The sequence below is a fragment of the Saccharopolyspora kobensis genome, assembly GCF_900108315.1.
GTDB lineage: Bacteria > Actinomycetota > Actinomycetes > Mycobacteriales > Pseudonocardiaceae > Saccharopolyspora > Saccharopolyspora kobensis.
Window position 1 is genome coordinate 241014 of record NZ_FNVB01000003.1, and the last position, 26074, is coordinate 267087.

The 26074-nt window shown below is 72.3% G+C and carries 18 protein-coding genes; 6 read left to right on the plus strand and 12 right to left on the minus strand.

Translation table 11 applies throughout. From position 1 onward, the window contains the following. Positions 1–293: 293 nt before the first annotated feature. Positions 294–3377, minus strand: coding sequence for a toll/interleukin-1 receptor domain-containing protein (locus tag C4T78_RS09710; protein WP_093355342.1), 3084 nt, complete (start codon positions 3375–3377; stop codon positions 294–296). Continuing rightward, positions 3374–4516: a hypothetical protein gene (locus C4T78_RS09715; protein ID WP_093355344.1), complete on the minus strand. Its 1143-nt coding sequence runs from the start codon at positions 4514–4516 to the stop codon at positions 3374–3376. Before C4T78_RS09715 ends, C4T78_RS09710 begins: the two co-directional genes overlap by 4 nt. A gap of 279 nt (positions 4517–4795) precedes the next feature. On the opposite strand from C4T78_RS09715, the gene C4T78_RS09720 reads away from it, so the two are divergent. Continuing rightward, positions 4796–5638, plus strand: a complete 843-nt coding sequence (locus C4T78_RS09720; RefSeq protein WP_093355815.1) for an SAM-dependent methyltransferase — start codon at positions 4796–4798, stop codon at positions 5636–5638. 54 nt (positions 5639–5692) lie between these two features. On the opposite strand, the gene C4T78_RS09725 is transcribed toward C4T78_RS09720, so the two are convergent. After that, positions 5693–11188, minus strand: coding sequence for an ATP-binding protein (locus C4T78_RS09725; protein ID WP_093355347.1), 5496 nt, complete (start codon positions 11186–11188; stop codon positions 5693–5695). A gap of 273 nt (positions 11189–11461) precedes the next feature. Here C4T78_RS09725 and C4T78_RS09730 point away from each other — a divergent pair, with 273 nt between their 5' ends. Next, positions 11462–12421, plus strand: a complete 960-nt coding sequence (locus C4T78_RS09730) for a phosphotransferase family protein (RefSeq protein WP_093355349.1) — start codon at positions 11462–11464, stop codon at positions 12419–12421. A gap of 12 nt (positions 12422–12433) precedes the next feature. On the opposite strand, the gene C4T78_RS09735 is transcribed toward C4T78_RS09730, so the two are convergent. After that, the gene (locus C4T78_RS09735; protein WP_177247698.1) at positions 12434–12748 is read right to left on the minus strand and encodes a winged helix-turn-helix transcriptional regulator; all 315 of its coding nucleotides are present in this window, start codon (positions 12746–12748) and stop codon (positions 12434–12436) included. A gap of 215 nt (positions 12749–12963) precedes the next feature. Between C4T78_RS09735 and C4T78_RS09740 the strand changes: the two genes are divergently transcribed. Beyond that, positions 12964–14058 (plus strand): oxidoreductase, encoded by a 1095-nt coding sequence (locus C4T78_RS09740; protein ID WP_093355355.1) that lies wholly within the window; start codon positions 12964–12966, stop codon positions 14056–14058. Positions 14059–14107: 49 nt separating this feature from the next. On the opposite strand, the gene C4T78_RS09745 is transcribed toward C4T78_RS09740, so the two are convergent. Then, complete coding sequence (locus C4T78_RS09745; protein WP_093355357.1) at positions 14108–15631, minus strand: MFS transporter; 1524 nt, start codon at positions 15629–15631, stop codon at positions 14108–14110. 314 nt (positions 15632–15945) lie between these two features. On the opposite strand from C4T78_RS09745, the gene C4T78_RS09750 reads away from it, so the two are divergent. After that, positions 15946–18957: a tetratricopeptide repeat protein gene (locus C4T78_RS09750; protein ID WP_093355360.1), complete on the plus strand. Its 3012-nt coding sequence runs from the start codon at positions 15946–15948 to the stop codon at positions 18955–18957. A gap of 13 nt (positions 18958–18970) precedes the next feature. Here C4T78_RS09750 and C4T78_RS09755 read toward each other — a convergent pair whose 3' ends face one another. Further along, positions 18971–19429: an RrF2 family transcriptional regulator gene (locus tag C4T78_RS09755; RefSeq protein WP_093355362.1), complete on the minus strand. Its 459-nt coding sequence runs from the start codon at positions 19427–19429 to the stop codon at positions 18971–18973. Between the two features lie 140 nt (positions 19430–19569). On the opposite strand from C4T78_RS09755, the gene C4T78_RS09760 reads away from it, so the two are divergent. Next, positions 19570–20685 carry an NADH:flavin oxidoreductase gene (locus C4T78_RS09760; RefSeq protein WP_093355365.1) on the plus strand — a complete coding sequence of 372 codons (1116 nt, stop codon included), beginning with the start codon at positions 19570–19572 and terminating at the stop codon, positions 20683–20685. 25 nt (positions 20686–20710) lie between these two features. On the opposite strand, the gene C4T78_RS09765 is transcribed toward C4T78_RS09760, so the two are convergent. From C4T78_RS09765 to C4T78_RS09780, 4 genes are all read right to left on the minus strand, one after another. Continuing rightward, positions 20711–20911, minus strand: coding sequence for a hypothetical protein (locus C4T78_RS09765; protein WP_093355367.1), 201 nt, complete (start codon positions 20909–20911; stop codon positions 20711–20713). A 16-nt stretch (positions 20912–20927) separates the two neighbouring features. Next, positions 20928–21734: a family 1 encapsulin nanocompartment shell protein gene (locus tag C4T78_RS09770; RefSeq protein ID WP_093355370.1), complete on the minus strand. Its 807-nt coding sequence runs from the start codon at positions 21732–21734 to the stop codon at positions 20928–20930. After that, complete coding sequence (locus C4T78_RS09775) at positions 21731–22756, minus strand: Dyp-type peroxidase (protein WP_093355817.1); 1026 nt, start codon at positions 22754–22756, stop codon at positions 21731–21733. Before C4T78_RS09775 ends, C4T78_RS09770 begins: the two co-directional genes overlap by 4 nt. A gap of 172 nt (positions 22757–22928) precedes the next feature. Beyond that, complete coding sequence (locus C4T78_RS09780) at positions 22929–23870, minus strand: LysR family transcriptional regulator (protein ID WP_235863674.1); 942 nt, start codon at positions 23868–23870, stop codon at positions 22929–22931. 181 nt (positions 23871–24051) lie between these two features. Here C4T78_RS09780 and C4T78_RS09785 point away from each other — a divergent pair, with 181 nt between their 5' ends. After that, positions 24052–25071, plus strand: coding sequence for an FUSC family protein (locus C4T78_RS09785; RefSeq protein ID WP_093355375.1), 1020 nt, complete (start codon positions 24052–24054; stop codon positions 25069–25071). Here C4T78_RS09785 and C4T78_RS09790 read toward each other — a convergent pair. Beyond that, entirely contained in the window at positions 25031–25570 is a 540-nt protein-coding gene (locus C4T78_RS09790) for a DUF488 domain-containing protein (RefSeq protein WP_235863675.1), read from the minus strand. The two genes, C4T78_RS09785 and C4T78_RS09790, sit on opposite strands and share 41 nt — an antisense overlap. Before the next feature lie 27 nt (positions 25571–25597). Further along, entirely contained in the window at positions 25598–26065 is a 468-nt protein-coding gene (locus C4T78_RS09795; RefSeq protein WP_093355378.1) for a GreA/GreB family elongation factor, read from the minus strand. Positions 26066–26074: the final 9 nt, after the last annotated feature.

A 26074-nucleotide genomic window follows, 5' to 3' on the forward strand; every position in this document is an offset into this window, starting at 1 on the left:
CTCCCGAGGTCCGGATCGAACGGTGTGCGCAACACGTTCGAGACGCCGCGAGCGACGAGCGGTGCAGGAGGTCCATGCCCGGACACGGGGAGGAGGACGGTTCGCATCGCAGAGGTCGCACACCGGATCGGGCTCAGCACGAGCCACGACACAACGGCATCTCAGACCTCAGATGACCAACGTCCTACTCCAAACCGGCGGCAACAGAAGCACGGTCAAGCTACCTCCGCGCCGGAACCGGCGTCAACGGAATTAACGCCGGACGATCTCGCGCGGTGGCTGGGCGCGGGAGGTCACGCCGCGCATTCCGGGGCGGAGTAGATGGAGCAGAGCTGCTGCCGCAAGGCTTGGACGGACACCGGGATCTGGATGGAGCTGTTCGATTCCACCAAGCCCGCGCGGTAGAGGGAAACGATCAGCGCCTCGCCGACGCGGCGGGCGGCGACGCGCTCGACATCGTCGGCACCCGCGTCCCGGAGCGGGTTGAAGTCGGAGGCGACCAGCCGACCGGTTTCCGCGTCGAACAGCTCGAACCCTCCCCCGGCACCGACCGCCAGGACCAGCGTCCCGCCGTCCACCGGTTGCGCGGTCACCAGCCGGGGCAGCCTGGTGACCAGCAGCAGCGTCCGGTTCCAGCGCTCGCCGGCGCGCCGGTGCAGCGACAGCGAGCGGGCGCCCGGGACGTAGGTCACCGCCGACTGCCCGCTCTCGTCGAAGGTCGTGGTGGCCTGGGGCGCCGGAAGACCCGGTCCGTCCACTGTGGTCGTTTCGGTTCCGGTGCCGCGGGACCAGGTGGTCAGCGTGATCCGGTCGCCCGAGCGCGCGACGATCCGCCCGGCGCCTGCACCGATGTCGTAGGACAGGATCTCCTGCCCCGGGACGCGGGGGACGGCCTGCCCGTCCCGGCAGTCGATGAGCTGCCCGCCATCGGTGCGGGCCACCGGGAGCTGCGCTTCGGCGTCAGCTCGTGAGCTGGTGAAAGCCGGGCCCGGCAGGTAAGTCACGTCGCGACCGGCGCAGGCGGCTGACGGCACCACCGCCGAACCGTCGACGAGCCACACCGGCCGCGCTGCGCCGGGTCCGACGTCACGCACGGCCGCCCCGGTGCCGTCGGGTTTCGCGGCCAGCAGGTCGGTGATCTCCGGCAGCGGCACCCGTGTCGTTCCACCGCTGCCGCCTACGATCAGAAGATCTTCATTGCGGGCGAATACCTCCCGCTCGCCCAGCGCGGTCACGGCGCCGCGCTGCTCGCCGCTGACGTCCCACGGCTTGAGGAGCGCATCACCGGATTCGGTGGAGAGGATCTCGATGGCGAATCCCGGCGTCAGCAACGCCACCCGCGTCGTTCCCGTGGCGGGCACGGCGGAGCCCGGCACGACGTGGTCGGTGACGAGCGTTTCCCGCAGGGTGATCGGCTCGCGGCCGAGATCCGGGAGCACCGTCAGCGAGCGACCGACCGCGAAGGCATCGCACGAGGCGCTGAACAGCCCCTGCCCGTCGACCGGCCAGGGCTCGGCATCGCTGCCGACCACCTGCGCCTCGCCCGGGAAGTCGGCGTCGAGCATGACCGCGCTGCGATCCCGGCAGCGGGCGACGACCGGATCGGAGCCCGCCGCCGGCGACCGGCCGATCTCACCCGGCAGCTCCTTGCCGCTCCACGCGACCTCCGCGTCCGGGAGCGCTGAGCCGAACGCCGGTCGGCCCGGCCCTGGCGGTCGCACCACGGTGGCGGTGACGCCGAGCACTGCGACGAAGTGCCCGCCCGCCAGCGGTTCCAGCCCGGTCCGGTACGGCGTCCGGTTGAGGTTCCGCCCGTGGGTGTCGGCGATCCTGGTCCGCCGGTCGTCCTGCGTCCAGCCGATGGTGCCGTCGGCGGTGATCCACGCGAGAACACCGGTCATCCGGTCGAAACCGTCCAGCAGCGGGGCGACGTCGGCGGCGTCGGCGGGAACGGTCAGCGTCCGCACCGCCGGGATGCCGCCGGGCAGCGTGAGCACGCCCCGTTCCGGCCCGCCGCCGCCGAGCAGGAAACCGCCCTGACCGTCGGCGAACCGCACCGCCCAACCCGGCGGGGCCGGAACCGGCAGCCGCCGCCCACCAGCGATCGCGGCAATGCCCGAAGTCCCGGAGACGGCGGCCGCTCTGGCCGAGGGATGCGCGGCGACGGTGTCGACGCCCTCCAAGACCACCGGTTCTCCGCTGCTGCCAACGAAACGCGCCACGCCCTGCGACCTGTCGAGCAGGATCACGCCCTCCGCGAACGGATGGACCTCGCACGACGCACCGCTGCTCAGCCGCGCGGTCTTCGCCTCGCCGATCCCGGTCATCACCGGCCCGGCCGCGCTGCACCCCACGAGGCGGTTGCCGACGAAGACGACGTCCCGGAGTTCGGCGGCATCCGCGGTGATCGACGCCACGAGCCGGCCGGTGGTGAGCTCCCACACCCGCAGTGCGGAGGTGCCCGGCACCCGGTCCGCGCCCCAGGCCGCCAGCATGGTGTTGTCGTCGGAGAAGACCGCTCCGCTGGCCGGGTGCCCGGTCTCGGCTTCCGGGTACACCAGCGCCCGCACCAGCCGACGCGCGGACTCCGACACCGCGAGCATCGCCGAGCGGACGGTCGAGCTGTCGCTGCGGTTCGCGGCAGCCAGTGCGCGTTGGATGGCCAGCGTCGGCGAACTCTGCGCGGTCAGCAGCGCTTCGGAGGCGTCGGCCTGCGCTTTGGCCAGCTCGGCCGCGCGCACCGCCGCGCGCTGACCGCTGACCGCCGCGACCGCACCGACGGCCGCGACGGCGAACAGCAGCACCATCACCGCCGCGACAGCGGTGATGGTGCGCCTCCGGCCGCGCTGGTAGCGCGCCTCCTCCAGCAGGTACTCGTTGGCGTCGATGTCCATCAGCGCCGCGCACAAACCGGCCAGGGCCTCGTGGTCCCGGCGCTGCGCCGGGCCGGTGAGGTCGATCCACTTCTGCTCGTCCGGGAACAGCTCGCGCAGCGGCTCGGGCAGCGCTTCGGCGTCGGCGAAGGTGCCGCGGTCGGCGTCCCAGGCCAGGTTCAGCTCCGGGTCCAGCCGGACCAGGAACAACCGCTGCGGGTGACCGCCACCGGCCAGCCACAGCTCGATCTCCTGCGCCACCCAGGAGGATCGGGCGGTCGTGCGGTCCAGCAGCACGATCAGGCACCGGGATTGCGCGAGCGCACTGCGGATCTCGCCGCCGAGCGAACCCGGCCGCAGATCGGAGGTGTCGAGGTAGACGGCGAAATCCGCGCCCGCGTCGTGCCGTTTGGCGATCGCGTGCAGAACGTGCTTGAGGCGCTTGGCCTCTCGCCGCGCGGGACTGTGGTAGCTGATGAACGCGTGGTAGCGGTGCCCGGTCATGACCCCGCACAAGCCGCCGAAGCGGGCGTTCCGAGGCTGATCCGGCTGTAATCGCCGAGGACGTGCCCGGATCCCCTGCGGAGCACGATGTCACCGTCGGGACTGCTGCCCTCCGGGTTGCTGGGGTTCACGGTCTGCACCACGTCGTCGCAGTCCGGGCCGACCTGGCGCGTCGAAATCGCCTGGTGCCCACCGGAATCCACCGGTGCTCCCGTCTCGGGGTCGATGGTGCGCTGCCAGACCTCCGGTTCCGGGTCGCAGACCTCGCCGGGATTGCGGACGACGTGCAGCTCGCCGGTGGCGAGCAGCGCCTCGCCCGCCCAGACCAGGTCCGTCAGCTCGAACCATGGGTCCGGGTCGTCGGGGCTGGTGCCCGGCACGGCGGGTTCGACCTCACGAACGCCCAGCGTCGATAGGTCGACGACCACCGGTTCGTACGGGTTGACGCAATAGCCGCCGGAACCACCGACTCCGACCGCGAGCAGCCGACCGTCCGGGGAGACCGCGGAGCGGCCGAGCAGCCCGTCGACCTTCGTGCTGCCCAGCAGCTCGCCGGCGTAGTCGTACTGCGCGATCACCGAGGGACCGCGCCGGTTGCCGCCGTCGCGGGCCAGGTAGCCCACCGTGATCTTGTCCTCGTCGGCGGCCAGCGTCACCGGGGACTCGGTGTTGTCCGCCAGGCCGGTGCTCGCGCGTTCCTGCAGCCGTTGCGCGGGGACGACGCGCTCCGCGGCCAGCTCGTGGTCGTAGAGCACCAGGTCGAACCCGTTGTCCGGGGCGTGGTTCGTCCTGGCCGTCACGATGTCGGTATCGGTGACCGCCACTCCGCTGCACTCCGCGCAGTCCCGCACGACCGGCTCCGAGCCGCGCGCCACCACGACCACGCGGTCGGCGTAGACCACGACGGCCCGTGCCGAGTCCAGCGGCGCCGCGATCTCGGCATCGCTGTTGTTGGGCGAGAAGAGCGAATTCTCGGCCGGGCCGAACCCGGGCACCTGCTGGGTCCAGTCGGCGCCCACCAGGGTGAGCCCGTCCGCACCGGTGGCCACCGCGAAGTCCGGTGCGGAACCGGCAGAACCGCAGGAAGCCAGCAGGGCGGCGCTCGAGATCAGACCGCCGACGACGCGTTTCCGGCCCATCGCAACCCGCGCTCCCGTCCGCCACCGGCGCGGGCCACCCGATCGGCTACCCCCGCGAGGCTGATCGAGATTACCGTGCGGAGGCGCCCCGGAACAGCAAGTCACGAACGACGACCGGCTGCGCGCTGCGCTGGTCGCCTCCCATCCCGGAGGCTGAAGCCGTTCGCGAGCCACGGGCCCGCGGACGGCCCGACGGGCACTGCTCCGCACACCGCAGCGCGGGTCTGCTGTTCAGACTAATCGCACCAGGTCGGGAGCCGACCGGTTACCGTGGGCGACATGCATCAGAACTCCCGGGACGCGGAGTTGGCGGCCAGGGTCTCGCACGCGGACCTGGACAACCCCAACATCGCACGCATGTACGACTACCTGCTCGGCGGATCGGCCAACTTCGCGATCGACCGGGAAACCGCGGAGCGGGCCCTGGAGTTCGCCCCGACCGAACGCGACTACTGCTACATCAACCGCGGCTTCCTCGGCCGCACGGTGCGCTTCCTGACCACCGAAGCCGGCATCGACCAGTTCATCGACCTGGGCTCCGGCGTGCCGACGGTCGGCAACGTGCACGAGATCGCCCACGCGCACAACCCGGAAGCGCGGGTCGCCTACGTGGACTGGGAGGCCGTCGCCTGCCACCACGCGCGGCACCTGCTCGGCGGTGACGAGCGGGTCACGGTCACCGAGGCCGACGTCTGCGATCCGGACTCGGTGCTCAACGCCCCGGGCGTGGCCGGCCTGCTGGACTTCTCCCGCCCGGTGGCCGTCCTGGCCTTCGGCATCCTCGACATCATTCCCAGCCCCGACGGCGCGTCGCTGGTGGCGCGCTACCGGGACGCCTGCGTGCCGGGCAGCGCGCTGGCGGTGTCCAACAACGCCCAGCTGAGCCGCACCGACGAGGAGATCGCCGAACTGCGCGCGCTGCTGGCCGAGACCTCGACCCCGCAGATGCACATCCGCAACGCCGACGAGGTCGCCGCGCTCTTCCCCGGCTACACCCTCGTCGAGCCCGGCGTGGTGCCCGCCGCCTACTGGCGTCCCGACCAGCCGGTGGACGACGCGGCGGCGCGCCGCGGCAACGTCCTGGGCGCCGTCGGCTTCCTCGACGCGAAGCCCACCGCCTGACCCCGCCCGGCGGGCCGGGCGAGCGACAAGGGGCCTCGTCGCTCGCCCGGTGCCTCAGCCCCGCTTCGCCAGCCCGCGCTCGACGGCGGCGATGATGTCCGGGCGCAGCCGCTCCGGCTGGACGATCGCGTCCACCGACCCGACCTCCACCGCGCGCTGGATGCTGTGCACCGAGTCGAACTCCGCGGCCACCGCGCCGAGCTTCTCGGCCCGCACCGACGAGCGCAGTTCCGCCAGCTCGGTGGCCAGCGTGGCGCGCTCGACGTCGGTGGCAGCGGCCACCCGGGCCTCCAGCTCCTGCACCCGCGGGTCCTTCGCGGTGCGCGCGTCGACCTCGCCCGCGAAGACCACGGCCGCCGCCGGCGCCCCGCCGATGACCGAGGCGAACGAGCCGTCCACGGCCAGCACCGTCATGTTCGGGTTGAGCGCCTTGGAGAACACCACGAACGCCCCGCCGTGGTAGCGCGAGATCACGCAGAACACGATCGGGCCCTCGAAGTTCACCACCGCGCGGCCGATCTCGGCGCCGTACTCCAGCTGCAGCGCGCGCATCGACTCCGGCGAGCCGTCGAAGCCGGACAGGTTGGCCAGCACCACCAGCGGCCGGTTCCCGCTCGCCGCGTTGATCGCCCGGGCGACCTTCTTCGACGAGCGCGGGAACAGCGTGCCGGAGGTGTAGGTGTCCGGGCCGTCGGTGGGCGGGAAGCCGCGGCGCGGCACCGACCGCGACTCGATCCCGACCAGGCAGACCGGCAGCCCGCCCAGGTGCGCGTCCTGGACCACCGCGGTCTCCGCGTCCGCCATGCCCGCCCAGCGCTCCAGCACCGGGTGGTCCTGGTCGGCGATGGCCCGCATCACCGTGCGGATGTCGAAGGGCTTCTTGCGGTCCGGGTTGGTCGCCGCGGAGAAGATCTCGCCCACCGTGGTGAAGTCGCTGCCGACCACCGCGTGCGGGAAGCCCGAGACGTCCCGGTCGACCGGGTCGGCCGTCCGCGCGCGGCGCGGCGCGGTCTCGCCGGGAACCACGTAGGTGTGGTCGTAGTGCGCCATCAGCACGCGCCGGGCGCCGGCGAGGTCGGCCGCCCAGTACTGGGCCTGGCCGTTCGGGCCCATCACGCGGTCGTAGCCGCCGATGCCGAAGTTGTCCTCCGCCGAGACGCCGCCGGAGAAGTCCAGCGACTGCTTGCCGGTGAGCACCATCGCCGAATCCGGTGTCATCACCAGGATTCCCTTGGTGTGCATCAGCATCGTGGCCTCGGCGTTCCAGTACGGCTGGGCGCCCACGTTGATGCCGGCCACCACGACGTTGATCTCACCGCCGTCCTGGGTGAAGTGCACGATCCGCTTCAGCGCGGCGGCCACCCAGTCCATGTTCTCGGTGCCGGAGTCCATCGAGATCCGGGCACCCGCCGACAGCGCGTACCACTCCACCGGAACGCCCTCGCGCTCGGCGAGGTCCAGGGCGGCGATCACCCGCGAGCACTCCGGTTCGGAGAGCGCGCCGAGCGCCTTGGTCGGGTCGCCCAGCAGCACCACGCGCTTGACGCCCTCCGGGTGGCGTTCGGTCGGCGAGCTGGCCACCCCGGCCACGATGCCCGACTTGTTGAGGCCCTTGGGCCGGTCGACCGGGACGAGCGCGCCGGTGTCGTCCAGGTCGTGCTCGACGAACGTCCCGTCGGCGCCTGCCACCACGTCGATCAGCTCGTAGGGGTAGACGTTCCCGCGACGCCGGGCGCGCAGGACCTTCTGGCCGTAGTCGTCCAGCGGCTGGATCGGCTCGGTCGGCGGCTCCGTCAGCTCGATGGTCAGCCCGGCGCCCGCCCCGTAGGCCAGCCGCAGCGCGACCTCGTCGAGCTCACCGGTGACCGGGTCCTGCTGCCTGCCGAGGTAGAGGACCTCCTCCAGCCCGGCGCCCGCGGTGCGCGGTGCGACCCGCGCGGCCACCGCGGTGAGGGCCTGCTCGTCGATGTCGCTCGACGGCCACACGTAGAGCACGATCCGGTTGGCGTCGAGCCGCTTCTTGGCCGGCCGCTGGGCCTGGACCCGGCGGATCGCGTCCAGGCAGGCGTCCAGCACCGCCTCGGCGGCGGGCAGCGCCACGACCCGGCCGTCGGAGTCGCGCAGCGGCGTCAGGTCGCGGATCTGGGCCATCGCGACGAGGCGCTCGTCGGCCGGGTTCTCCGGCGCGACGCAGCGGAGCAGGTGGACGTCCTCGTCGGCCGACGGCAGCCGGGTGATGTCGAAGTTCTCCAGCCGGTGCAGCTGCAGCCGCTGGGCGACGAGCGGGTGCAGGCCGCGGATGATGCGCTCCTCGACCAGCCCGTCCTCGCCCGGGCGGAAGGTGAAGTGGTGGTGCATCGTGGTGCCGCGCCGGCCCGCCACCGTGGTCGTCACCCGCCGCAGCCGCTGCGGCAGCGGCAGCCCGGCCAGCGCCTCGCGCAGCGCGGCGGCGGCCTCGTCCGGGTCCGCGGGCTGGTCGTTCCAGGCCAGGTAGATGTCGGCGACCAGCTCGGCCGACGGGGTGGCCGTCTCGGCGACCGCCCGCACGGCGTCGGCGAGGCCGGTGAACTCGGCGGCCGTGGCCACCAGCTGCAGGCGCTGGCCGTCCAGGTCGTACTCGGCGGTGATCAGCGAGCGGTCACCGGAGCGCAGGCACTGGAGGTCCTCCAGCGACCGGTCCCGGTAGTAGCGCCTGCTGAGCACCTCCAGCAGCGGCCCGTGGTCGAATCCGTCGCGGTCCATCCGCTGGCCGAGCAGCCGCACCAGCGGTTCCGGGCTGGCCACCATGGCGGCGATGCGCTCCGCGCGGTCCGGCGCGGCGGGGTTCTCGTCGAGGTGGCGCAGGTGCCTGCGCACGTCGGTGTAGACCTCGGCGCGGGTGCGCCGCAGCATCGGCTGGGCGAACCAGCGGAACACCAGGCTGCGCGCGAGGTCGCCGACGACCGGGAACCGCACCTGGGTGGCCACGATCAGGTGTTCCAGGGCGTGGCCCACGGTCTCGCGCACCGAGGCGGGCGGCACCGGTTCGGTGAGCCACTGCTTCAGCAGCGTGGTGACCACGGCAACGTCGGAGGCGGCGCGCTGCTGGGCCAGGAAGATGCGGAAGACCGCTTCCTCCAGGGCCGGCGTGCGGTCCAGGCCGTCGACGCCGTAGTGCCCGACGACGCGGGTGAGCCGGTTCTGGAAGGACTCCGGGAGCCCGGCGCGCTCGACGTCGAGGCTCTGCAGGTAGCTGTGGAAGTACTCGCGCGGGCTGTGCACCTGCACGTCGGCGGTGGAGTCCTGCGCGGCGGGCTTGTTCCGGCTGAGCTCCGAGAGGTCGGCGAAGACCCACAGCAGGTCGACCTCGCCGGTCAGCGGGCGGTCGCCGTCGGCGGTGACCTCGGCGCGGGCGGCCAGGTAGTCGGCCAGCACGCGCTGCTGGTCGTGCGGGTCGGCGTCGAAGCCGAGCAGGCGGCTGCGCAGGTCCTGCAGCCCGCGCTGCACCCGGTCCTGCGCCGAGACGCCGGTGGGCTCGTCGGGCAGCGCGACGTCGGCGGCCTGGCCGGAACCGGCCGCGGATTCCTCGCCGTCCTCCTCGACCGGTTCCAGGCGCAGCAGCGGAGCGCCGGTCTCCACCTGGCTGCCGATCGAGACCAGGCATTCGCGCACCTTGGCGCGGAACGGTGCGCGCAGCACCGTCTCCATCTTCATGGCCTCCAGGACGAGCACCGGTGCCCCGGCCTCGACCTCGTCGCCGACCTCCAGCGGCGTGGCGACCACCAGCGCGGGCGACTGCGAGCGGAGCACGCCGCCCTCGTCGCGGCTGATCCGGTGCGTCACGCCGTCCACCTCGACCAGGTGGATCGGGCCGTGCGTGCTGGTGACCAGCCGGAACCGCTGCCCGTTGACCACCAGCTGGCCGGTGGCGGCGTCGTAGCGCTCGAGCTCGGCGTCGACCATGCGCACGTCGTCGCCGTTGGCGAAGCCGACGCGGTAGCGCTGCGGGCCCACCTGGGCGACCAGCACCCGGTAGCTCGCGCCGCGCAGCTTGAGGTCGATCGCGCGGCCGCCCTCGTGCTGGACCTGCGGGCGTCCGCCGTGCGCGGTGGACAGCAGCCGCTGCAGCTCGACCTGCGCCTCGTCCTCGTAGGCCTCGATCGCGGCGGCGGCCAGCGCGACCCCGGAGCCGCTGTCGCACACCAGGCGGCCCTGTTCGCGGACCCGGTCGATCCAGCCGGTGTCGGCGCTGCCGTCGATCACCTCGGGTTCGCCGAGCAGGTCGAGCAGGAAGCTCTTGTTGGTGGTGCCGCCCTCGATGATCACCGTCGTCTGGGACAGCGCGCGGCGCAGCCTGCCCAGCGCCTCGTCCCGGTCGCGGCCGTAGGCGATGATCTTGGCGATCATCGAGTCGAAGTCGGCGGGGATGGTGTCGCCCTCGCTCACCCCGGTGTCGACGCGGATGCCGGGGCCCGCGGGCAGGTCGAGCAGCGCGATGCGGCCGGGTGCGGGCGCGAAGTCGCGGTCCGGGTCCTCGGCGTTGAGGCGGGCCTCGACCGCGTGGCCGATCTCGGCCGGGACCTCGCCCTCGAGCTTGCCGCCCGCGGCGACGTGCAGCTGGGCCTTGACCAGGTCCACGCCGGTGGTCGCCTCGGTGATCGGGTGCTCCACCTGCAGCCGGGTGTTGACCTCCAGGAAGGCGAACAGCTGCTCGGCGGGCTGGTAGAGGAACTCGACGGTCCCGGCGCCGCGGTAGTCCGCGGCCAGCGCCAGCCGCTCGGCGGCGGCCTTGAGCTCGCGCACCTGCTCGGCGCCGAGCACCGGCGACGCCGACTCCTCGATGACCTTCTGGTTGCGGCGCTGCACCGAGCAGTCCCGGACGCCGAGCGCCCAGGCCGTGCCCTGGCCGTCGGCGATCACCTGGACCTCGACGTGGCGGGCACCGGTGACCAGCCGCTCCAGGAACAGCACTCCGCTGCCGAAGGCGCGCTCGGCTTCGAGGCTGGTGCGTTCGTAGGCCTCCGCCAACTCGTCCTCGGAGTGGATGACGCGGATACCGCGCCCGCCGCCGCCCGCGGTGGCCTTGAGCATCAGCGGGTAGCCGATCTCCTTCGCGGCGCGCAGCGCGCCGTCGAGGTCGGCCACCGCGCCGCGGCTCCAGGGCGCCACCGGCACGCCCGCTTCCTCGGCGAGGAGCTTCGCGCCGATCTTGTCACCGAGCCTGCGCATGGCCTCGGGGCTCGGACCGATGAAGGTCACGCCGAGCTTCTCGCAGAGCTCGGCGAACGCCGGGTCCTCGGCCACGAAGCCCCAGCCGACCCACACCGCGTCGGCGCCGGTCTCGCGCAGGGCGCGCTCCAGCACGTCCAGGTCCAGGTAGGGGCGCGCGGACGCCGGGCCCAGCAGGTAGCCGATGTCCGCCTCTCGGACGAAGGTGGAGGTGGCGTCCACATCGGTGTGGAGCGCGATCGTCCGGATCGACGCCGTGCCCTCGGCGTTGACCTCCCGGACGGCGTGGATCAGCCGCACGGCGGCCTCTCCCCTGTTCACGATGGCGATACGACTGAACACCGAGCCTCACATCTTCGACAACACGAGAAAGGCGACGACCCGGAGCGGAACGTCGCCGAACTTGACCTCAACCCTGCCTGATGCCGACCCGATGCGAGAGGAGCAACGCGCCAGCATTCGCGACCAAGATTTGTAGGTTCCCGCCAAAAGCCCCGGCCCCGGGCCTGCCGCCGGCGGCGGCAGCACGAGCAGATCACTCGATCAAGCACCGGCTGCGAGCACCCGGCGACGCACCGCGCACGCGGGGGTGCGGGCACTCCTAAACTCGGCGGGGTGCTGCCCGACCTCGGCGAGATCACTTCGGACGAGTCCTATGCCGACCGCCGCAACGACCTCGGGTTCTGGGAGCCCTGGGTGCGGCGCGGCCTGGACTCGCTCGGCTTCCCGCAGCCGGGTGGGCTGCGGAGTCCGGGCGAGAGCACCAACCCGGTGTTCATCGGCGACAACGGACTCGTGGTGAAGCTCTACGGGGAGTTCTGGTGCGGGCCGAGCAGCCTCGAATGCGAGGCCGAAGCCTACCGGTTGCTCGCCGGGCACGAGCTGCCCGTTCCCGCGCTGCTCGGCCGCGGTGAGCTCCGGCCGGACGCCACCGGGTGGAGCTGGCCGTTCCTGGTGCTCTCGGCGGCCGACGGGCGGCCCTGGAGTCGCGCGACCGCCGGGATCGACCGGGACGCCGAACTGGCGCTGGCCTTCCGGGTGGGTGAACTGCTGGGACGGCTGCGGCGAATCCCGCTCACCGGCAGCGGGGTCCTGCGCCCGGCCGCGTTCGCCGACCTGCTGCGGGAGCGCGCGGCGGCGACCGCGGCCGATCACCGCGAGTGGAAGTACCTGTCCCCAGCGCTCGTCGACGCCATCGACGACTTCCTGCCCGAGGTGGCCGAGCTGCTGGGTGCGAGCGCCGAGTTCGTCCACGGCGACCTGCACGCGGGCAACCTCTTCGTCGCCCCGGAGCGCGGTGCGGTCACCGGGCTGATCGACTTCAACGACGTCCACGCCGGGGACTTCCGCTACGGACTCGTGCAGCTGCACCTCAACGCCTTCCGCGCCGATCGGGAGCTGCTCGCGGCGGCGCTGCGCGGCGCGGACTGGCCGGTCACGCCGGCCTTTCCGCAGGAGATGCTGGCCTTCACGTTCCTGCACGACTTCGACGTGTTCGAGCGGACGCCGCTCGACCTGACCGGCGTCACCGGCCTGACCGAGCTCGCCGAGCTGCTGTGGGGCGTCGACCGGTGAGCGCGCCGCCGGTCACGGGAGGCGCTGCTCCCGGTACCACGCGCCCCACTCCTCCAGCCGTTTGAGGATGTCCTCCAGGCTCTTGCCGATCGCGGTCAGGCTGTACTCGACCTTCGGCGGGACCTGCGCGTACACCGTGCGGAGCACGATGCCGTCGGCTTCGAGCTCGCGCAGCTGCCGGGTCAGCATCCGCTGGGTGATCGACGGCAGCGCCCGCTTGAGCTCGCCGAACCGCCGCGGTCCTTCGGTGAGGTAGTTGAGGATGGCCATCTTCCACTTGCCGCCGACCACCTCCATCGCCGCCTCGACGGTGCAGTACTCGGGCATCTCCGAAACGTTCTCCCGCACGAGCTCCGCTCCTCTTCGCCGTCTTCTTCCCGGTCGCCGACCGCAGCGCCACGCGGAACGAGCCTGGAACTCCATTAGTATACAAAATGACACTACGGCACTTAAAAGACCGTACTTGCCCTAGCGCATGCGTGGAGCACAGGATCATTCCGCGTCGCCGAGCACGGCCGCTGTTCACCGAAACGAGGAATGAGATGTCGATCCACCCTGCCCTGACCCCGGTTCGCCTCGGCGGGACCGAGCTGCCCAACCGCGCCGTCGTCGCCCCGATGTCCCGCGTCAGCACCGCCGGAGACGGGGTGCCCACCGAGCGGATGACCGACTACTACCGGGAGTTCGCGCTCGGCGGGTTCGGGCTGATCACCACCGAGGGCACCTACACCGACGAGCGGCACAGCCAGGCCTACCCGGACCAGCCGGGCCTGACGTCCGAAGCGCACGCGGCGGGCTGGCGCGAGGTCGTGCGCGCCGTGCACGACGCCGGAGGCCGGATCGCGCTGCAGCTCATGCACGCGGGAGCCCTCTCGCAGCTCGACCGGCCGACGATCGCGCCTTCGGCGGTCGCGCCCAAGGGCGCGAAGATGCCCGCGTACGGCGGCGGCGCCGGGCCGTTCCGGACTCCGGCGGAGGCCACCGAGGCTGAGATCGCCCAGGCCATCGCGGGCTTCGCCGCGACGGCGGCCCGGGCGCGCGAGGCCGGCTTCGACGCGGTGGAGGTGCACGGTGCGAACGGCTATCTCGTCGACCAGTTCATCACCGACTACACCAACCTCCGCTCCGACCGGTACGGCGGCTCGGTGGCGAACCGGGCGCACTTCGCCGCCGAGGTGCTCCGCGCGGTGCGCGCCGCCGTGGGCCCGGACTTCCCGGTGGGCATCCGGCTTTCGCAGACCAAGGTCAACGACTTCGAGCACCGCTGGCCGGGTGGCGTCGGCGAAGCGGAGGTGATCTTCGGCTCCGTCGCCGCCGCGGGCGCCGACTACCTCCACCTGGCCAGCGAGGGCCGGGACTGGGCCGAGAGCGCTCAGCTCGCCCCGGGCGTGACGATCACCCGGCTGGCCAAGGAGATCACCGGCCTGCCCGTGATCGCCAACGGCGGGATGCACGAGCCCGCGCGAGCGGAATCCCTGCTCTCCGGTGGCGAAGCCGACCTGGTCGCGCTGGGCCGCGGTGCGCTGGCCAACCCCGACTGGCCCCGGCTGCTGGCCGGTGGTGGCCCGCTCCGCGAGTTCGACCGCGCGATGCTCACCCCGGACGTCAAGCTCGGCGGTCAGCCAGCCCTGCGCTGATCACCGAATGGTCCGCCTCCCCGATCGCCGGGGAGGCGGACCATTCGCGCTACCGGTCGCGCAGCACGAACCAGGACGCCACGGCCACCACCAGCAACATCGCGCCGCCCAGGAGGGCAGCAGCGGTGAAGCCGTCGCCGAATGCCGTCACCGCCGCTGTTCGCAGCGCCGCGCCCACCTGCTCGTCCAGGCCGCCCGCGATCTGCACCGCCGCCCCGAGCGAGTTCTGCGCCTCCGCGTGCTGCGCGGAGGCCACGCCCGCGACCGGCTCCAGGGTGTTGCGGTAGATCACGCTCAACGTCGTGCCGAGCACGACGATGCCCAGGCCGGAGCCCAGTTCGAACGACGTCTCCTGGATGGCGCCCGCCGCACCGGCCCGGCTCGGGTCCGCCGCCGACATGATCACGTCCGAACCGAGCGTCGTCACCACGCCGACCCCCAGTCCGCTGCCCGCCAGCAGCGCGACGACGACGCCGTACCCGCTGCCGGGTCCGAGCAGGGCGAGGCCGAGCATCGAACCCGCGAAGAGCAGCAGGGCCAGGGTGATGGCGAGGCGATCGCTCAGCACCGCCACCACCTTGGGCGCGAAGACCGCACCGACGGCGTTCGCGGCGGCCATCGGCAGCAGCGCCGCGCCGGCCAGCAGCGGCGAGTAGCCCGAGACGAGCTGGAAGTGCTGCGTGGCGAAGAACATCAGCGCGATGTAGCCCGCGAAGGAGGCGAGGATCGCCCCGGTGGCGACCGAGAACTTCCGGTCGGCGAACAGCGACAGATCCAGCAGCGGCTCCGCGATCCGGCGCTGCCGCACGACGAACGCGATGAGCAGCGCCACCGCCACCACGCCGATCACGAGGTTCGGCGGGGAAACCGCGCTGTGCTCGCCGATCTGCTTCAGCGCGTACACCAGCCCGCCCAGCCCGAGGACGGACAGCACGGCGCTGAGCGCATCCCACCGGCGCCGCACCTCGTCCTTGGACTCCGGCACGACGACCGCGCCGACGACCAGCGCGACGAGCACGACCGGCACGTTGACCAGGAACACCGATCCCCACCAGTAGTGCTCCAGCAGGAATCCGGCCGCGATCGGCCCGACGGCCGCGCCCGCGCTGTGGCACGCCGACCACACGCCGATCGCGAACGCGCGCTCCCGGGCGTCGGGGAAGGTGATGCGGATGATGGCCACCGTGGCGGCCGCGATCATGGCCGCGCCGAACCCGAGCGCGGCGCGGAAGCAGATCAGCACCACCGGAGCGGTGGCGAAGGCCGCCCCTGCCGATGCCAGCCCGAACACCGCGAACCCGCCGAGCAGCACCTTCTTCCGCCCGATGCGATCGCTCAGCGTGCCGCAGGTGACGAGGAAGGCCGCGACCGTCAGCGGATAGCTGTCGACCATCCACAGCAGTTGCGATGCGCTGGGCAGGAGTTGCTGCGACAGCGTGGGAACCGCCACGTGCAGGATCGTGAGGTCCATGCCGACCAGCAGCAGGGTGGTGCACAGGATTCCGAGCACCAGCCACCTGCGCTGGGACACCTCGTTCCGGAGCGCCGATCCGGCGCCCGCGTCGTCATTCATCACTTCTTACCGCGAATTCCGTTCGAGTGGCGGAAAGGAGTCCGGTCACCGGCGTCCAGCAGCGTTGGAAACCGCGTCGACCCGGATCTCACCGGACGAGCGGCCTTCGAAGACCACCGGAGAAATCGTCGTCCGGATGATCAGGCCGCACAAGTACGGAATTCCTTGTGCCATAGGAACACCCCGTATACCGACGACGCGTTTTCCACCGTGGGCTCAATTCGCCACCTCGGCGCCGATGACGCAGTAGTCTGACGCGAACCGGGCCGCAGGGGCCCGCGAACGCACCGTGCTCGACGGGCGAGGGGAACCCCATGGGCGAGCGGCAGCCGAAGAACCGGGACGGTGAGCCCAGAATCGTCAACATCATCGAGGGAGTCGTGCTCGGTGATGTGGTGCAGGCCGGGCACATCGACGGCGACGTGCACATGAACCGCACCGGCGTAGGGCCGGTTCCCGTCGTGGCACCGGTCCTGCCGCCGGAGCAGGCAGCGCCGGAGGTGTTCGTGGGCCGGGCCGCCCAGGTCGAGCGCCTCCACGCGCAGTGGCGCCCGGAGGCCGGACGACCGGCGAACGTGGTGGTCGTGACCGGGATGGGCGGGATCGGGAAGACCGCGCTGGTGCGCAATGCCAGTGCTCTCGCGGTGCGGCACGGGTGGTTCTCCGGCGGCGCGGTCACCGTCGACATGCACGGCTACGAGCCCGCGGGCGACCGGATCGAGGAATCCGCGGTGTTCGCCCCGCTGCTGCGGGCGCTGGGCACCGATCCGGAGCAGATCCCGGACGCGCCGGCTGAGCAGGCGACCGGCTACCACCAGCTGCTCGGCCTGCTGGCCCGGCAGCAGCGGCGGGTGTTGCTGGTGCTCGACAACGTCTCGTCCGTCGACCAGGTCCGCGGTCTGCTGCCCCGCAACGCCGAGCACCACGTGGTCATCACCGGCCGGGACACCTTGCCGCTGCCCGGCGCGCTCGCCCTGGAACTCGACGTCCTGCCCGCTGCCGAAGCCCGTGATCTCCTGCGGAGCACGCTCGAGGACTCGCGCGTGAGCGACCCGGCCGCCGAACGCATCGTGGCGCTGTGCGGCGGGTTGCCGCTGGCGGTGACCATCGCCGCGGCCGTGCTGGCCGAGGACCCCGCGCTGACCGCGGCGGCGCTGGCCGCCGAACTCGAGGACGCCGAGACCCGGCTGACCACGCTGGAGCAGGGCGCGGCTGCGGTCGGCGCCGCGTTCGACGTCTCCTGGCGTCGGCTGACCAATCGCGATCCGCCCACCGCGCGGCTGTTGAAGCTGCTGACGCTCAACCCGGGCTCCGACATCAGCACCGAGGCGGCCGCCGCCCTGCTCGGCCAGCCGCTCGAAGCCACCCGCCCGCGGCTGCGGAACCTGCGCCGCACTCACCTTCTCCAGCTCTCGGATGGCCACTGGCAGCTGCACGACCTGATCCGGCTCTTCGTCCGCGACCGGCGGGCACCGCAGCACGGCGACGAGGTCGAAGATCCCGCGGTACCGATGAACCGCCTGCTGGAGCACTACCTCCGCGTCGCGCAGAACCACGCCCCGGGCACCGATCCGGGTTGGTTCGGGCGCGAGTACCCGAACCTGCTGGCGGCGGTCCCGCTCGCCACCGCGCTCGGTCGGCCCGACATCACCGTCGACCTCGTCTACGCCCTCGCCGAGTTGCCCGAGCTGAGGCGGCACGCCTCCGGGAACGCGTTCCTCGCCTTCATCCGGCAGGCCGTCGCCGCGGTCGAAGAGCTAGACGATCCGCCACGGCACGCCAAAACCCTTCGCTGGCTCGCATTTCAGCTCCATCTCAGGGGACGTTCCCCCGAAGCCGTCGAAGTCGCCCGCAAGGCCTGCGCCGTCGCCCGGTCGACGCAGGATCACCAGGTGCAGGTCGATGCCCTGCTCACGCTCGGCAAAGCGCTCCTCCAGGACCAGCAGCACGAGGCAGCGGCTTGCGCGTACCAGCAGGCGCTGGACCTGAGCCGGGCGGCAACCGATGCGAAAGCCGAATTCCTCGTCGTCGGCTACCTGAGCGACGTGCTGTCGTCGCGATTGCGCCGGCACCGCGAGTCGATCTCGGTGGTGAGACAGGCCGTCGTCAAGGCGCGCGAACTCGGCGATCGCGAAGAGGAAGGCATCCTCCTCACCCACCTCGGGGCGACGTTGGCGACCGCGGGCGATGCCGCGCAGGCGTTCGCGACGCTCGGATCGGCCGCCGCGCTCTGCCACGCCACCGGCAACCGGGAGCACGAGGCGCGAGCTCAGGCGAACCTCGCGCTCCTGTACGCCCAGATCGGCAAGCACGGCGAGATGAACGCCGCGCACCGCAGGGCGGCCGAGATCTGGCGGGAGGACGGCGAGCACACCAGGGAAACCGAACTCCTGGTGAACATCGGCGTGGTCCTCACCCAGATGAGCGGGCTCGACGAAGGTACTGCCGCGCTCCAGAGGGCGGTGGAGATGTGCCGGTCGGCCGGGGACGAGAACGCCGAAGGCGAGGCCCTCTTCCGGCTGGGGTCCTTCCTCGCCGACAGACTCCAGTTCAGCGCCGCGTGCACAGCGCACCAGCAGGCCGTCGAGATCTGGCGCGACATCGGCAACCGGCACCGGGAGGGCGTCGAACTGCAAGCGCTGGCCGAAGCGCTGCTGGCCGCGGGACGCCGGGCAGCAGCGCTCCGGTCGGCGGCGGAAGCGATCGAAGCGCTGCAGGACAGCGGCGACCCGGTGCGCGCCGCCAAGGTCCAGGAGTGGTCCGAGCGGGTGCCGGTGCCGCCTTCGGACGCGCCCGAGCCCGACGGGCCGACGTCCACCGTCGTGACCAAGCTGAGGGGGCCGGGGTTCGGCGGGCTCTACACCCCGCTGAGCATCGCGGTGATCGCGCTGCACCACTACTTCGGATGGCCGTGGTGGGTACTGGTGTGCTGGGCGGTGTGCATCCCTCTCCTGCAGGACAAGCTGAAGATCCACTTCACCTACGAGATCAACGTGAACGAAGCCCGCTTCACCGAAGAGGCCGCGCGCGTGGTCGAGGCCATCAACCGAGGGGTCAAAGGACTCGTGTTCGTCGTGGTCGGCACCGCTGCCGCGGTGGCGTTCCACTCCGGCGAGCTCTGGTGGGCGCTGGCCCTCTGCACCTTCCTCGCCGTCCTGCGCTTGCGAGGTCTGCCCAGGCTGCTGGTGTACCTGGCGATCGGCGCCACGACCGCCCACTACCTGTGGGGCACCTGGTGGGCGCTGCTCGCGTTCGCCGTTCTCGTCCTCGGCGTGGTCGTTCCCCGGGAGGACAGAACCGAGCGGAAGCCGGTCGAAATCGGCTGAGCCACCGCGGTTTTCAATCGATCTGGGCCACGTGGCCCTTGTTCTCGTCGAGGCGGCGGAGCTCGCGGACGCTGTCGGCGAGGGTGCGGTCGCCCAGCGAGGCGAGCACCGCTCGTTCGGCCTCCGCGGTGAGCGCGGCGAAGTACTCGCTCGCGTTCGCCGTCACCAGGCACACGTGCGCACCGCCCGGCGAGCACGCCCACAGGGGCTTGTCGCCGATCGCGCAGCGGTAGATCTCCGCGAGGGTGATCTCCTCCGCCGGGCGTCCCAGCCTCGCGCCGCCCGCGCGACCCTTCGCGCACACGACCAGTCCGGCGTCCACCAGCGGGACCAGGAGCTTGCGGACCAGGCTCGGGTTGGTGTCGAGGGTTTCGGCCAGCTGGGCCGAGCTCAGCGCTTCCGTGCCGCGCTCACCGGCGACCGCGAGGAACAGCATCATCGTGAGCGCGCGGGAGAACCGGATGTCCAGCATGGTCCCCACCCCCGTCCGCGGATCGGCGCCGATGCTACCCGACCCCATAATAGCAACTCTCACAGTTGCACTTATCCGCCGAAAATGTAATCTTGATTCGTACACTTTCAGTCCGGCACGTCCGACAGGAGACCGCCACCGTGAGCACCCGCGCAGCTCAGCTACTGTCCCGCCCGTTCGCGCTGGGATCGGCAACGCTGCCGAACCGGATCGTCATGGCTCCCATGACCCGCCAGTTCTCCCCCGGTGGCATCCCGGGCGACGACGTGGCCGTGTACTACGCGCGCCGCGCCGCGGCCGGGACCGGCCTGATCATCACCGAGGGCACCAGCGTCGATCACCCCTCCGCCGGGTTCAGCGCCGACGTCCCCCGCTTCCACGGCGAGGAGCCGCTGGCCGGCTGGGCCCGCGTGGTGGAGGCCGTGCACGCCCAGGGCGGCAAGATCATGCCGCAGCTCTGGCACGTGGGCATCCAGCGACCCGCAGGCGCGCCGCCGTTCCCCGATGCACCGCCCGTCGGCCCCTCCGGGATCGGCATCGACGGAACTCCCGCGGGAACGGCGCTGACCCTCGGCGACATCGACGACGTCATCCGCGCATTCGCCGACGCCGCGCAGGAGGCCGAGCGCATCGGCTTCGACGGCATCGAGCTGCACGGCGCGCACGGCTACCTCATCGACCAGTTCCTGTGGGAGCGCACCAACCAGCGCACCGACGCCTACGGCGGCGATCCGCTCTCCCGCACCAAGTTCGCCGCGGACCTCGTGACCGCGATCCGCGAGCGCGTCGCCCCCGACTTCCCCGTCGTGCTGCGCTTCTCCCAGTGGAAGTCGGAGAACTACGGCGTCCGGCTCGCCGAGAACCCCGGCGAGCTGGAGGCCCTGCTCACGCCGCTCGCCGACGCCGGGGTCGACGCCTTCCACGCCTCCGGCCGCCGCTACTGGCAGCCGGAGTTCCCGGATTCCGGCTCCGAGCTCAACATCGCGGGCTGGACGAAGAAGGTCACCGGCAAGCCCGTCATCACCGTCGGCTCGGTCGGCCTGAACAAGGAGTTCGAGCCCGGATCGCTGAACGGGGCGACCGCGGCGGTGGAGAGCATCGAACGACTCCTCGACCGCCTGGAGCAGGACGAGTTCGACCTCGTCGCGGTAGGCCGGGCCCTCCTCGCCGATCCCCGGTGGGCGGAGAAGGTCCTCGACGACCGGATCCCCGACCTCGTCCCGTTCAGCAAGGCAGCGGTCGAAACCCTCCACTGAGCGGATCGCGAGCGCGCGGTACGCGCTACTCGTCGTCGTCCCACTCCGCGTCCTGGGCGTCCGCTTGGCGGGTTCGCTCGGCTGCGATCTCCAGGGCGCGGCGGGCCGTCTCCTCGTCCGGGTAGGGGCCGAGCAGGTCGTCGGCCCTTCCCCGGTCGTGGTGCTGCACCTGGTGGGTTCGCAGGTTGAAGTACCAGCCCTGGTCGGGGTTCGGGTCCTCGGTCATGGTGCGCTCCTCGCGGTCAGCTCCCGGCGGGGGCCAGTTCGACGGCCGCCTCCGGCGTGTGCAGCTGGAAGGCGAAGGACTCCTCCAGGTACAGCTCGATCGACGTCGCGTCGTGGCCGAGGTAGCCGATCGACAGGTCGCGGCCCAGCACCAGTTCGCTGTCGCCGCCGCGGGTCGACACCAGCAGGCCGCCGTCGAGCGCCGGTGACCGCAGGACGTCACCGCCCACCACCCGCGACAGCTCCTCGATCGCGAGCCGTCCGCCGATCACCGAGCCGCTGACCGCGGTGTGCGCGGCCGGGCTCAGCAGCAGTGCGCACGGACCGCCGACTCCCGACGCGACCAGCGCGCTTCGCGCCTGCGCCACCGCTTCCGGGATCGCCGAGACGTCCTCGGGCAGCGCGATCGCTTCGTGCGACGAGCCGCTGCGCAGGCCGTCCGAGGCGGCCGCTGCGAGTCCGTCGAACACCGCGCTGTCCTCGGCCATCGCCATCTGCTGGGCCGCGGCGACCGCGGGCGACCAGTCGGCGTCCTGGGCGCCGCGCTCGACCGAGTCCACCGCCTCGCGCGTCACGCGGAAGGGCATCCGGAGCTCGGCCACCGGGCTGGCCCGGCGCACCCGCACCTGCACACCCGCCGCCGCGGTGCCGGTCTCGCCGAGGTGGCCGGTGCCCACCGCGGCCAGTTCCGGTCCTCGCGGCTCCGGCACGTCCACCACCCGGCGGGCACCCGCGTTGAGCGTGAACGCGTCGCGGACCTGGGATTCCAGGTCCTGCCAGGCCGCCGCCGAGATCGGGGCCAGCTCGCGGTGCAGGTTGTTCATGGCTGTCGTCCCTTCAGGCTGCCGATGCGCAACGACGCGTCGGCCTCGGGCGCCCGGCCCGGCTCCGGTGGGGGTGGCTGGTCGTCGAGGAAGTCCGCCGTGGGCACCACGAACAGCGTTCCGGTCACCGCGGTCGAGAAGTCCAGGATCCGGTCGTGGGTGGCATCGGCGGTACCGAGGAACATCCGCTCCAGCATCAGCTCGATCACCGCCGGGTCGGCGGCGTAGCCGATGAAGTAGGTGCCGACCTCACCGTCGCCGAGTCTGCCGAACGGCATGTTGTCGCGCACGATCTGCCGCTCGGTGCCGTCCGGGTCGACGATCGTGTTGACCGCGACGTGCGAGTCGGCCGGTTTGACCGCGTCGTCCATCTCGATGTCGTCGAGCTTCGTGCGCCCGATCACCCGTTCCTGCTCCTCGACCGGCAGCGCGTTCCAGGACGCCATGTCGTGCAGGTACTTCTGCACCACCACGTAGCTGGCGCCCTCGAACGGGGCATCCGCCTCGGCCGAGACGTTCACCGCCGTGCGCGCCGCGGGGCCGCTGGGGTTCTCCGTGCCGTCGACGAATCCGAGCAGGTCCCGCTGGTCCCAGTACTTGAAGCCGTGCACCTCGTCGACCACCGAGACCGCGCCGCCCAGGCGCCTCAGCGCCTGCGCGGCCAGTTCGTAGCACAGGAACATCTGCCGGGCGCGGATGTGCAGCAGTACGTCGCCCGGGGTGGAAACCGCCCGGTGGCGAGGCCCGGCGAACTCGGGCAGCACGTGCAGACCGGCCGGGCGAGGCCCGGAGTACAACCGGTCCCAGGCCGCCGAGCCGATGCCCGCCACGCAGGCCAGGCCGCCGTCCGGGTAGCGGAACCCCACCGCTCGCTGCAGGCCGGCCAGATCGCCGAGCAGGTCGCGCACGGCCGGTTCACCACCGCCGTTGATCGTCAGCACCAGGAAGATCGCCGAACCCGTCAGCGGGGTCAGCACCGGCTGCGGCACCGGCGGTGCAGCGGACGGGTCCGCGCTCGACATCTCCACGCAGGTCCTCCAGAACGCTCTCGCACCGCGCTGTGGTCGCGATTCGCGGGAAGCATGCAGCACCCGTTGTCCTCCGGCAACATCACGACGCGCGAGTCGATTCTGCTGCGCGAGCGCGCGCACGGTCCAAGACGCGGTTCCGACCGCCCGATAGGCCGCGCCGATTTCAGCTGGTCGTGGTATCCGAGCCGTGGTCGAGCGGTTCGGTGGCGCGGACCGTCCGCGCGACCTGCACCAGGGCCCTGGTGAGCACCGATCCGGGCTCCACCGCGCTGGTGACGAGTGCGATCTCGGCGGTGACCGACGGGTCGCGCAGCTTCAGCACGCGCGCACCGGCCGGCGGGCGCAGGGTGCGGATCCAGGTGTGCGGCACGATGCTCGCCCAGCGGCCGGTGCCGACGTGGGCGAGCAGCGCCACCACGGAGTCGGCCTCGAGCCGCGGCACCACCGTCAGCCCCCTGGCGGCCAGCGCGTCGTCGATCAGCTGGCGCCCGCGCATCCCCTGGGTGAGCAGGCACATCGGCAGTTCCAGCGCGTCCGGCCACCCGATGGCGTCGGGTTGCCCGGCGAGCAGCTCGCCGCTGGCGATGAGCACGTGCTGCTCCTCGTAGAGCGGGGTGACCACGAGGTCGGCGGTGTTGAGCCCGTGCGGGTAGATCACCCCGGCGTCCAGCTCGAAGCGGCGGATCCGGTCGATGATCTCGGAGGAGCGCAGGCTCGTCTCCAGCTGCACGCGCACCAGCGGGTGCTCGGCGCAGAAGGGGTCGGTGAGCAGCGCGACGGTGCTCGCCGCCGCCGGGATCACGCCCATCCGAAGCTCGCCGGTGAGCCCGGTCTGCAGCGCCGTGACCTCCTGCTTGAGCGAGTCGTGGTCGGCCAGGATGCGCCGCGCCCACAGCACCAGCCGCTCCCCCTCCGGGGTGAGGCCTTCGAAGCTGCGCCCGCGCCGGACCAGCGGCACCTTCAGCTCCTGCTCCAGCTTGCGGATCGCCTCCGACAGCGCCGGCTGGGAGACGTGGCAGGCGGCAGCGGCGCGGGCGAAGTGGCGCTCGCGGGCGAGCGCGACGAAGTATTCGAGCTGGCGGAAGAGCATGCCCCATTCGACCACGCGAGCGGGCCATCTCGGCTGATAGGCGCGGTCTATCGGTGCCTCGGAACTTCCGCTTGGACGCGGCCGCCGGAGGTCGGCCAGACTCGACGGCCAGGAGCAGGGCCGAGGTGGGCCGCCGCCGCGGCATCGCCGCCTTCCGACCGTGGCACCCGCCGCGGACGACGATCGGAGGGTTCCCTTGCCCGCCCAGGTGCTGATCCGCCCCGCCGCTGATGACCACCGGCACGCGTTCCGGGTCGCCGCCGGGCTGTTCGTCCCCGGGCTCGCCCTGCTCGCCGCCGGGCGTCCCGATCTGATCATCTACGCCGTCTTCGGCTCGTTCACCGGCATGTACGGCCGGGCGGAATCCGACCGGCTCCGCATCGTGCACCAGGCCCAGGCCGGTGCGGTGCTGCTCAGCGGGGTGAGCGCGGGCGTTGTGCTCGCCGGCGCGCACGCTCCCGCGTGGGTGCTGGTGGTGACCGTGGCCGGGTGCGCTTCGCTGTGGTCGCTGCTGGCCGACCGACTCGGGCTCCGGCCCGCCGGGCCGTTCTTCGGAATCTTCGCGCTGGGTGCCACCGCGACCGTTCCCGCGGGCCGGGTCGCGCCGTGGGCGGCGATCTCCATCTGCGCCGCGACCGCGCTGTTCTGCCTGCTGGTCAGCCTCGTCAGCGCGCTGCGCTCCCGCGAGCCCGCCAGCCGCCGCCAGGTGGAGCGCGGGCCGGGCGCGCTGGTCCACGCGGCCCGCTACGCGGTGGCCGTCTCGGCCGCGGGTGCGGTCGGCCTGCTGCTCGGCATCGACCACGCCAACTGGGCGATGGCCTCCGCGGCCGTCCCGCTGGCGGTCGTCGGCGTGCGCGACCGGTGGGCTCCCGGGATCGGCGGCATCGTGCACCGCGGGATCCACCGCGTGCTGGGAACCTTCGCCGGGCTCGCGATCACCGCTGTGGTGCTGCTGCCGGATCCGCCCGGCGCGGCGCTGGCCGTCATCGTGATGGCCCTGCTGTTCCCCACCGAGCTGTTCATGGCCCGCCACTACGGGCTGGCGCTGGGCTTCTTCACCCCGCTGATCATGCTGATGACCGACCTGGCCGCGCCCGCCGATCCGCTGACGATGCTCCGGGACCGCGCGGTCGACACGCTGATCGGCGTCACCGCCGGGATCGCGGCGGCGGTCGTCATCCGGCGTCGAGCGGGGGCTGGCCCGCGTCGTAGATGAGCACGCCCCGCTCCGGGAGCAGGCGGGCTTCCGGGCTGGGGCGGTGCGGCCGGATCTTGCCGTCGTGCATCAGGTGACCGACCGGCACCCCGCGCACCAGCGTCAGGTAGTCGGCGATCATCTTGCGGTGGCAGCGCCACCACAGCGATTCGGCGCACATCACCGCGTTCAGCTCGGTGGCCGAGTCGGTGAGCAGGTCGTCGACGGCGGCCCGGAAGTCGGCGGTGCGCATGTGCTCGGCGTACCCGGCGAACGAGCGGTTGCGCAGCGCGGTGTCCGGGCCGTCCGGGTGCGCCCGGCGCCAGCCGCCGAGCCGCGATTCCCAGCGGTAGCCGATGCCCTCCTCGGGAACCCAGTGCGACATCGCCGCCCGGGCGGCGTCGGGATTGCGCCGGCTGCCGGGTGCGGTGCGCACGTCGACCAGCTCGCGGACACCGGCGCCGCGCAGCAGTCCGGTCATGGTCGCCGCGTCGGCGGTGCCGTGGCCGAAGGTCAGCACCTCCGGCTCCTCCGGTGCCGACAAGGCTCAGTCGCCGGGGAAGTTCAGCGAGACGACGCGGGCCCGCACCTCGCCCGCCGGTGTCGAGTAGCTGATGGTGTCGCCCTCGCGGCGCCCGGCGAGCGCCCGTCCCAGCGGGCTGTCGGTGGTCACGGTCATGCCCTGCTGTCCGGACGCGATCTCCTCGGGGATCGCCACCGCGCACACCTCCTGCTCGGTGCCGTCGTCGAAGCGCAGGGTGGCCCGGGTGCCGTCCGGAACCCGGCCCGGTGCCCGCTCCGGGCCGCCGGCGAGCAGCTCGGTCACCGTTGCGATCCGCTCGTCGACCGCGATCAGGTCGTCGCCGCTCTCCAGTGCGTTGGCCTCGTCACCGCGGTCCCCGACATCGCTCTCCTGCTCCTGCATCGCGGCGGCCAGCGAGCGGCGGCGCTCCCGCAGCGTCGTCAGTTCCGCCTCCAGCTGGGCGCGGGCCCGCTCCGGCAGTTGCTCGGCCATCTCCGTCCT

What these genes read in the sequence shown, in the direction of transcription:
- C4T78_RS09740 (WP_093355355.1), top strand. Translation starts at nt 12,964, where the DNA reads ATGTCGATCCACCCTGCCCTGACCCCGGTTCGCCTCGGCGGGACCGAG.
- C4T78_RS09795 (WP_093355378.1), bottom strand. Translation starts at nt 26,065, where the DNA reads ATGGCCGAGCAACTGCCGGAGCGGGCCCGCGCCCAGCTGGAGGCGGAA.
- C4T78_RS09770 (WP_093355370.1), bottom strand. Translation starts at nt 21,734, where the DNA reads ATGAACAACCTGCACCGCGAGCTGGCCCCGATCTCGGCGGCGGCCTGG.
- C4T78_RS09750 (WP_093355360.1), top strand. Translation starts at nt 15,946, where the DNA reads ATGGGCGAGCGGCAGCCGAAGAACCGGGACGGTGAGCCCAGAATCGTC.
- C4T78_RS09735 (WP_177247698.1), bottom strand. Translation starts at nt 12,748, where the DNA reads ATGCCCGAGTACTGCACCGTCGAGGCGGCGATGGAGGTGGTCGGCGGC.
- C4T78_RS09710 (WP_093355342.1), bottom strand. Translation starts at nt 3,377, where the DNA reads ATGACCGGGCACCGCTACCACGCGTTCATCAGCTACCACAGTCCCGCG.
- C4T78_RS09755 (WP_093355362.1), bottom strand. Translation starts at nt 19,429, where the DNA reads ATGCTGGACATCCGGTTCTCCCGCGCGCTCACGATGATGCTGTTCCTC.
- C4T78_RS09715 (WP_093355344.1), bottom strand. Translation starts at nt 4,516, where the DNA reads ATGGGCCGGAAACGCGTCGTCGGCGGTCTGATCTCGAGCGCCGCCCTG.
- C4T78_RS09745 (WP_093355357.1), bottom strand. Translation starts at nt 15,631, where the DNA reads ATGAATGACGACGCGGGCGCCGGATCGGCGCTCCGGAACGAGGTGTCC.
- C4T78_RS09720 (WP_093355815.1), top strand. Translation starts at nt 4,796, where the DNA reads ATGCATCAGAACTCCCGGGACGCGGAGTTGGCGGCCAGGGTCTCGCAC.
- C4T78_RS09775 (WP_093355817.1), bottom strand. Translation starts at nt 22,756, where the DNA reads ATGTCGAGCGCGGACCCGTCCGCTGCACCGCCGGTGCCGCAGCCGGTG.
- C4T78_RS09765 (WP_093355367.1), bottom strand. Translation starts at nt 20,911, where the DNA reads ATGACCGAGGACCCGAACCCCGACCAGGGCTGGTACTTCAACCTGCGA.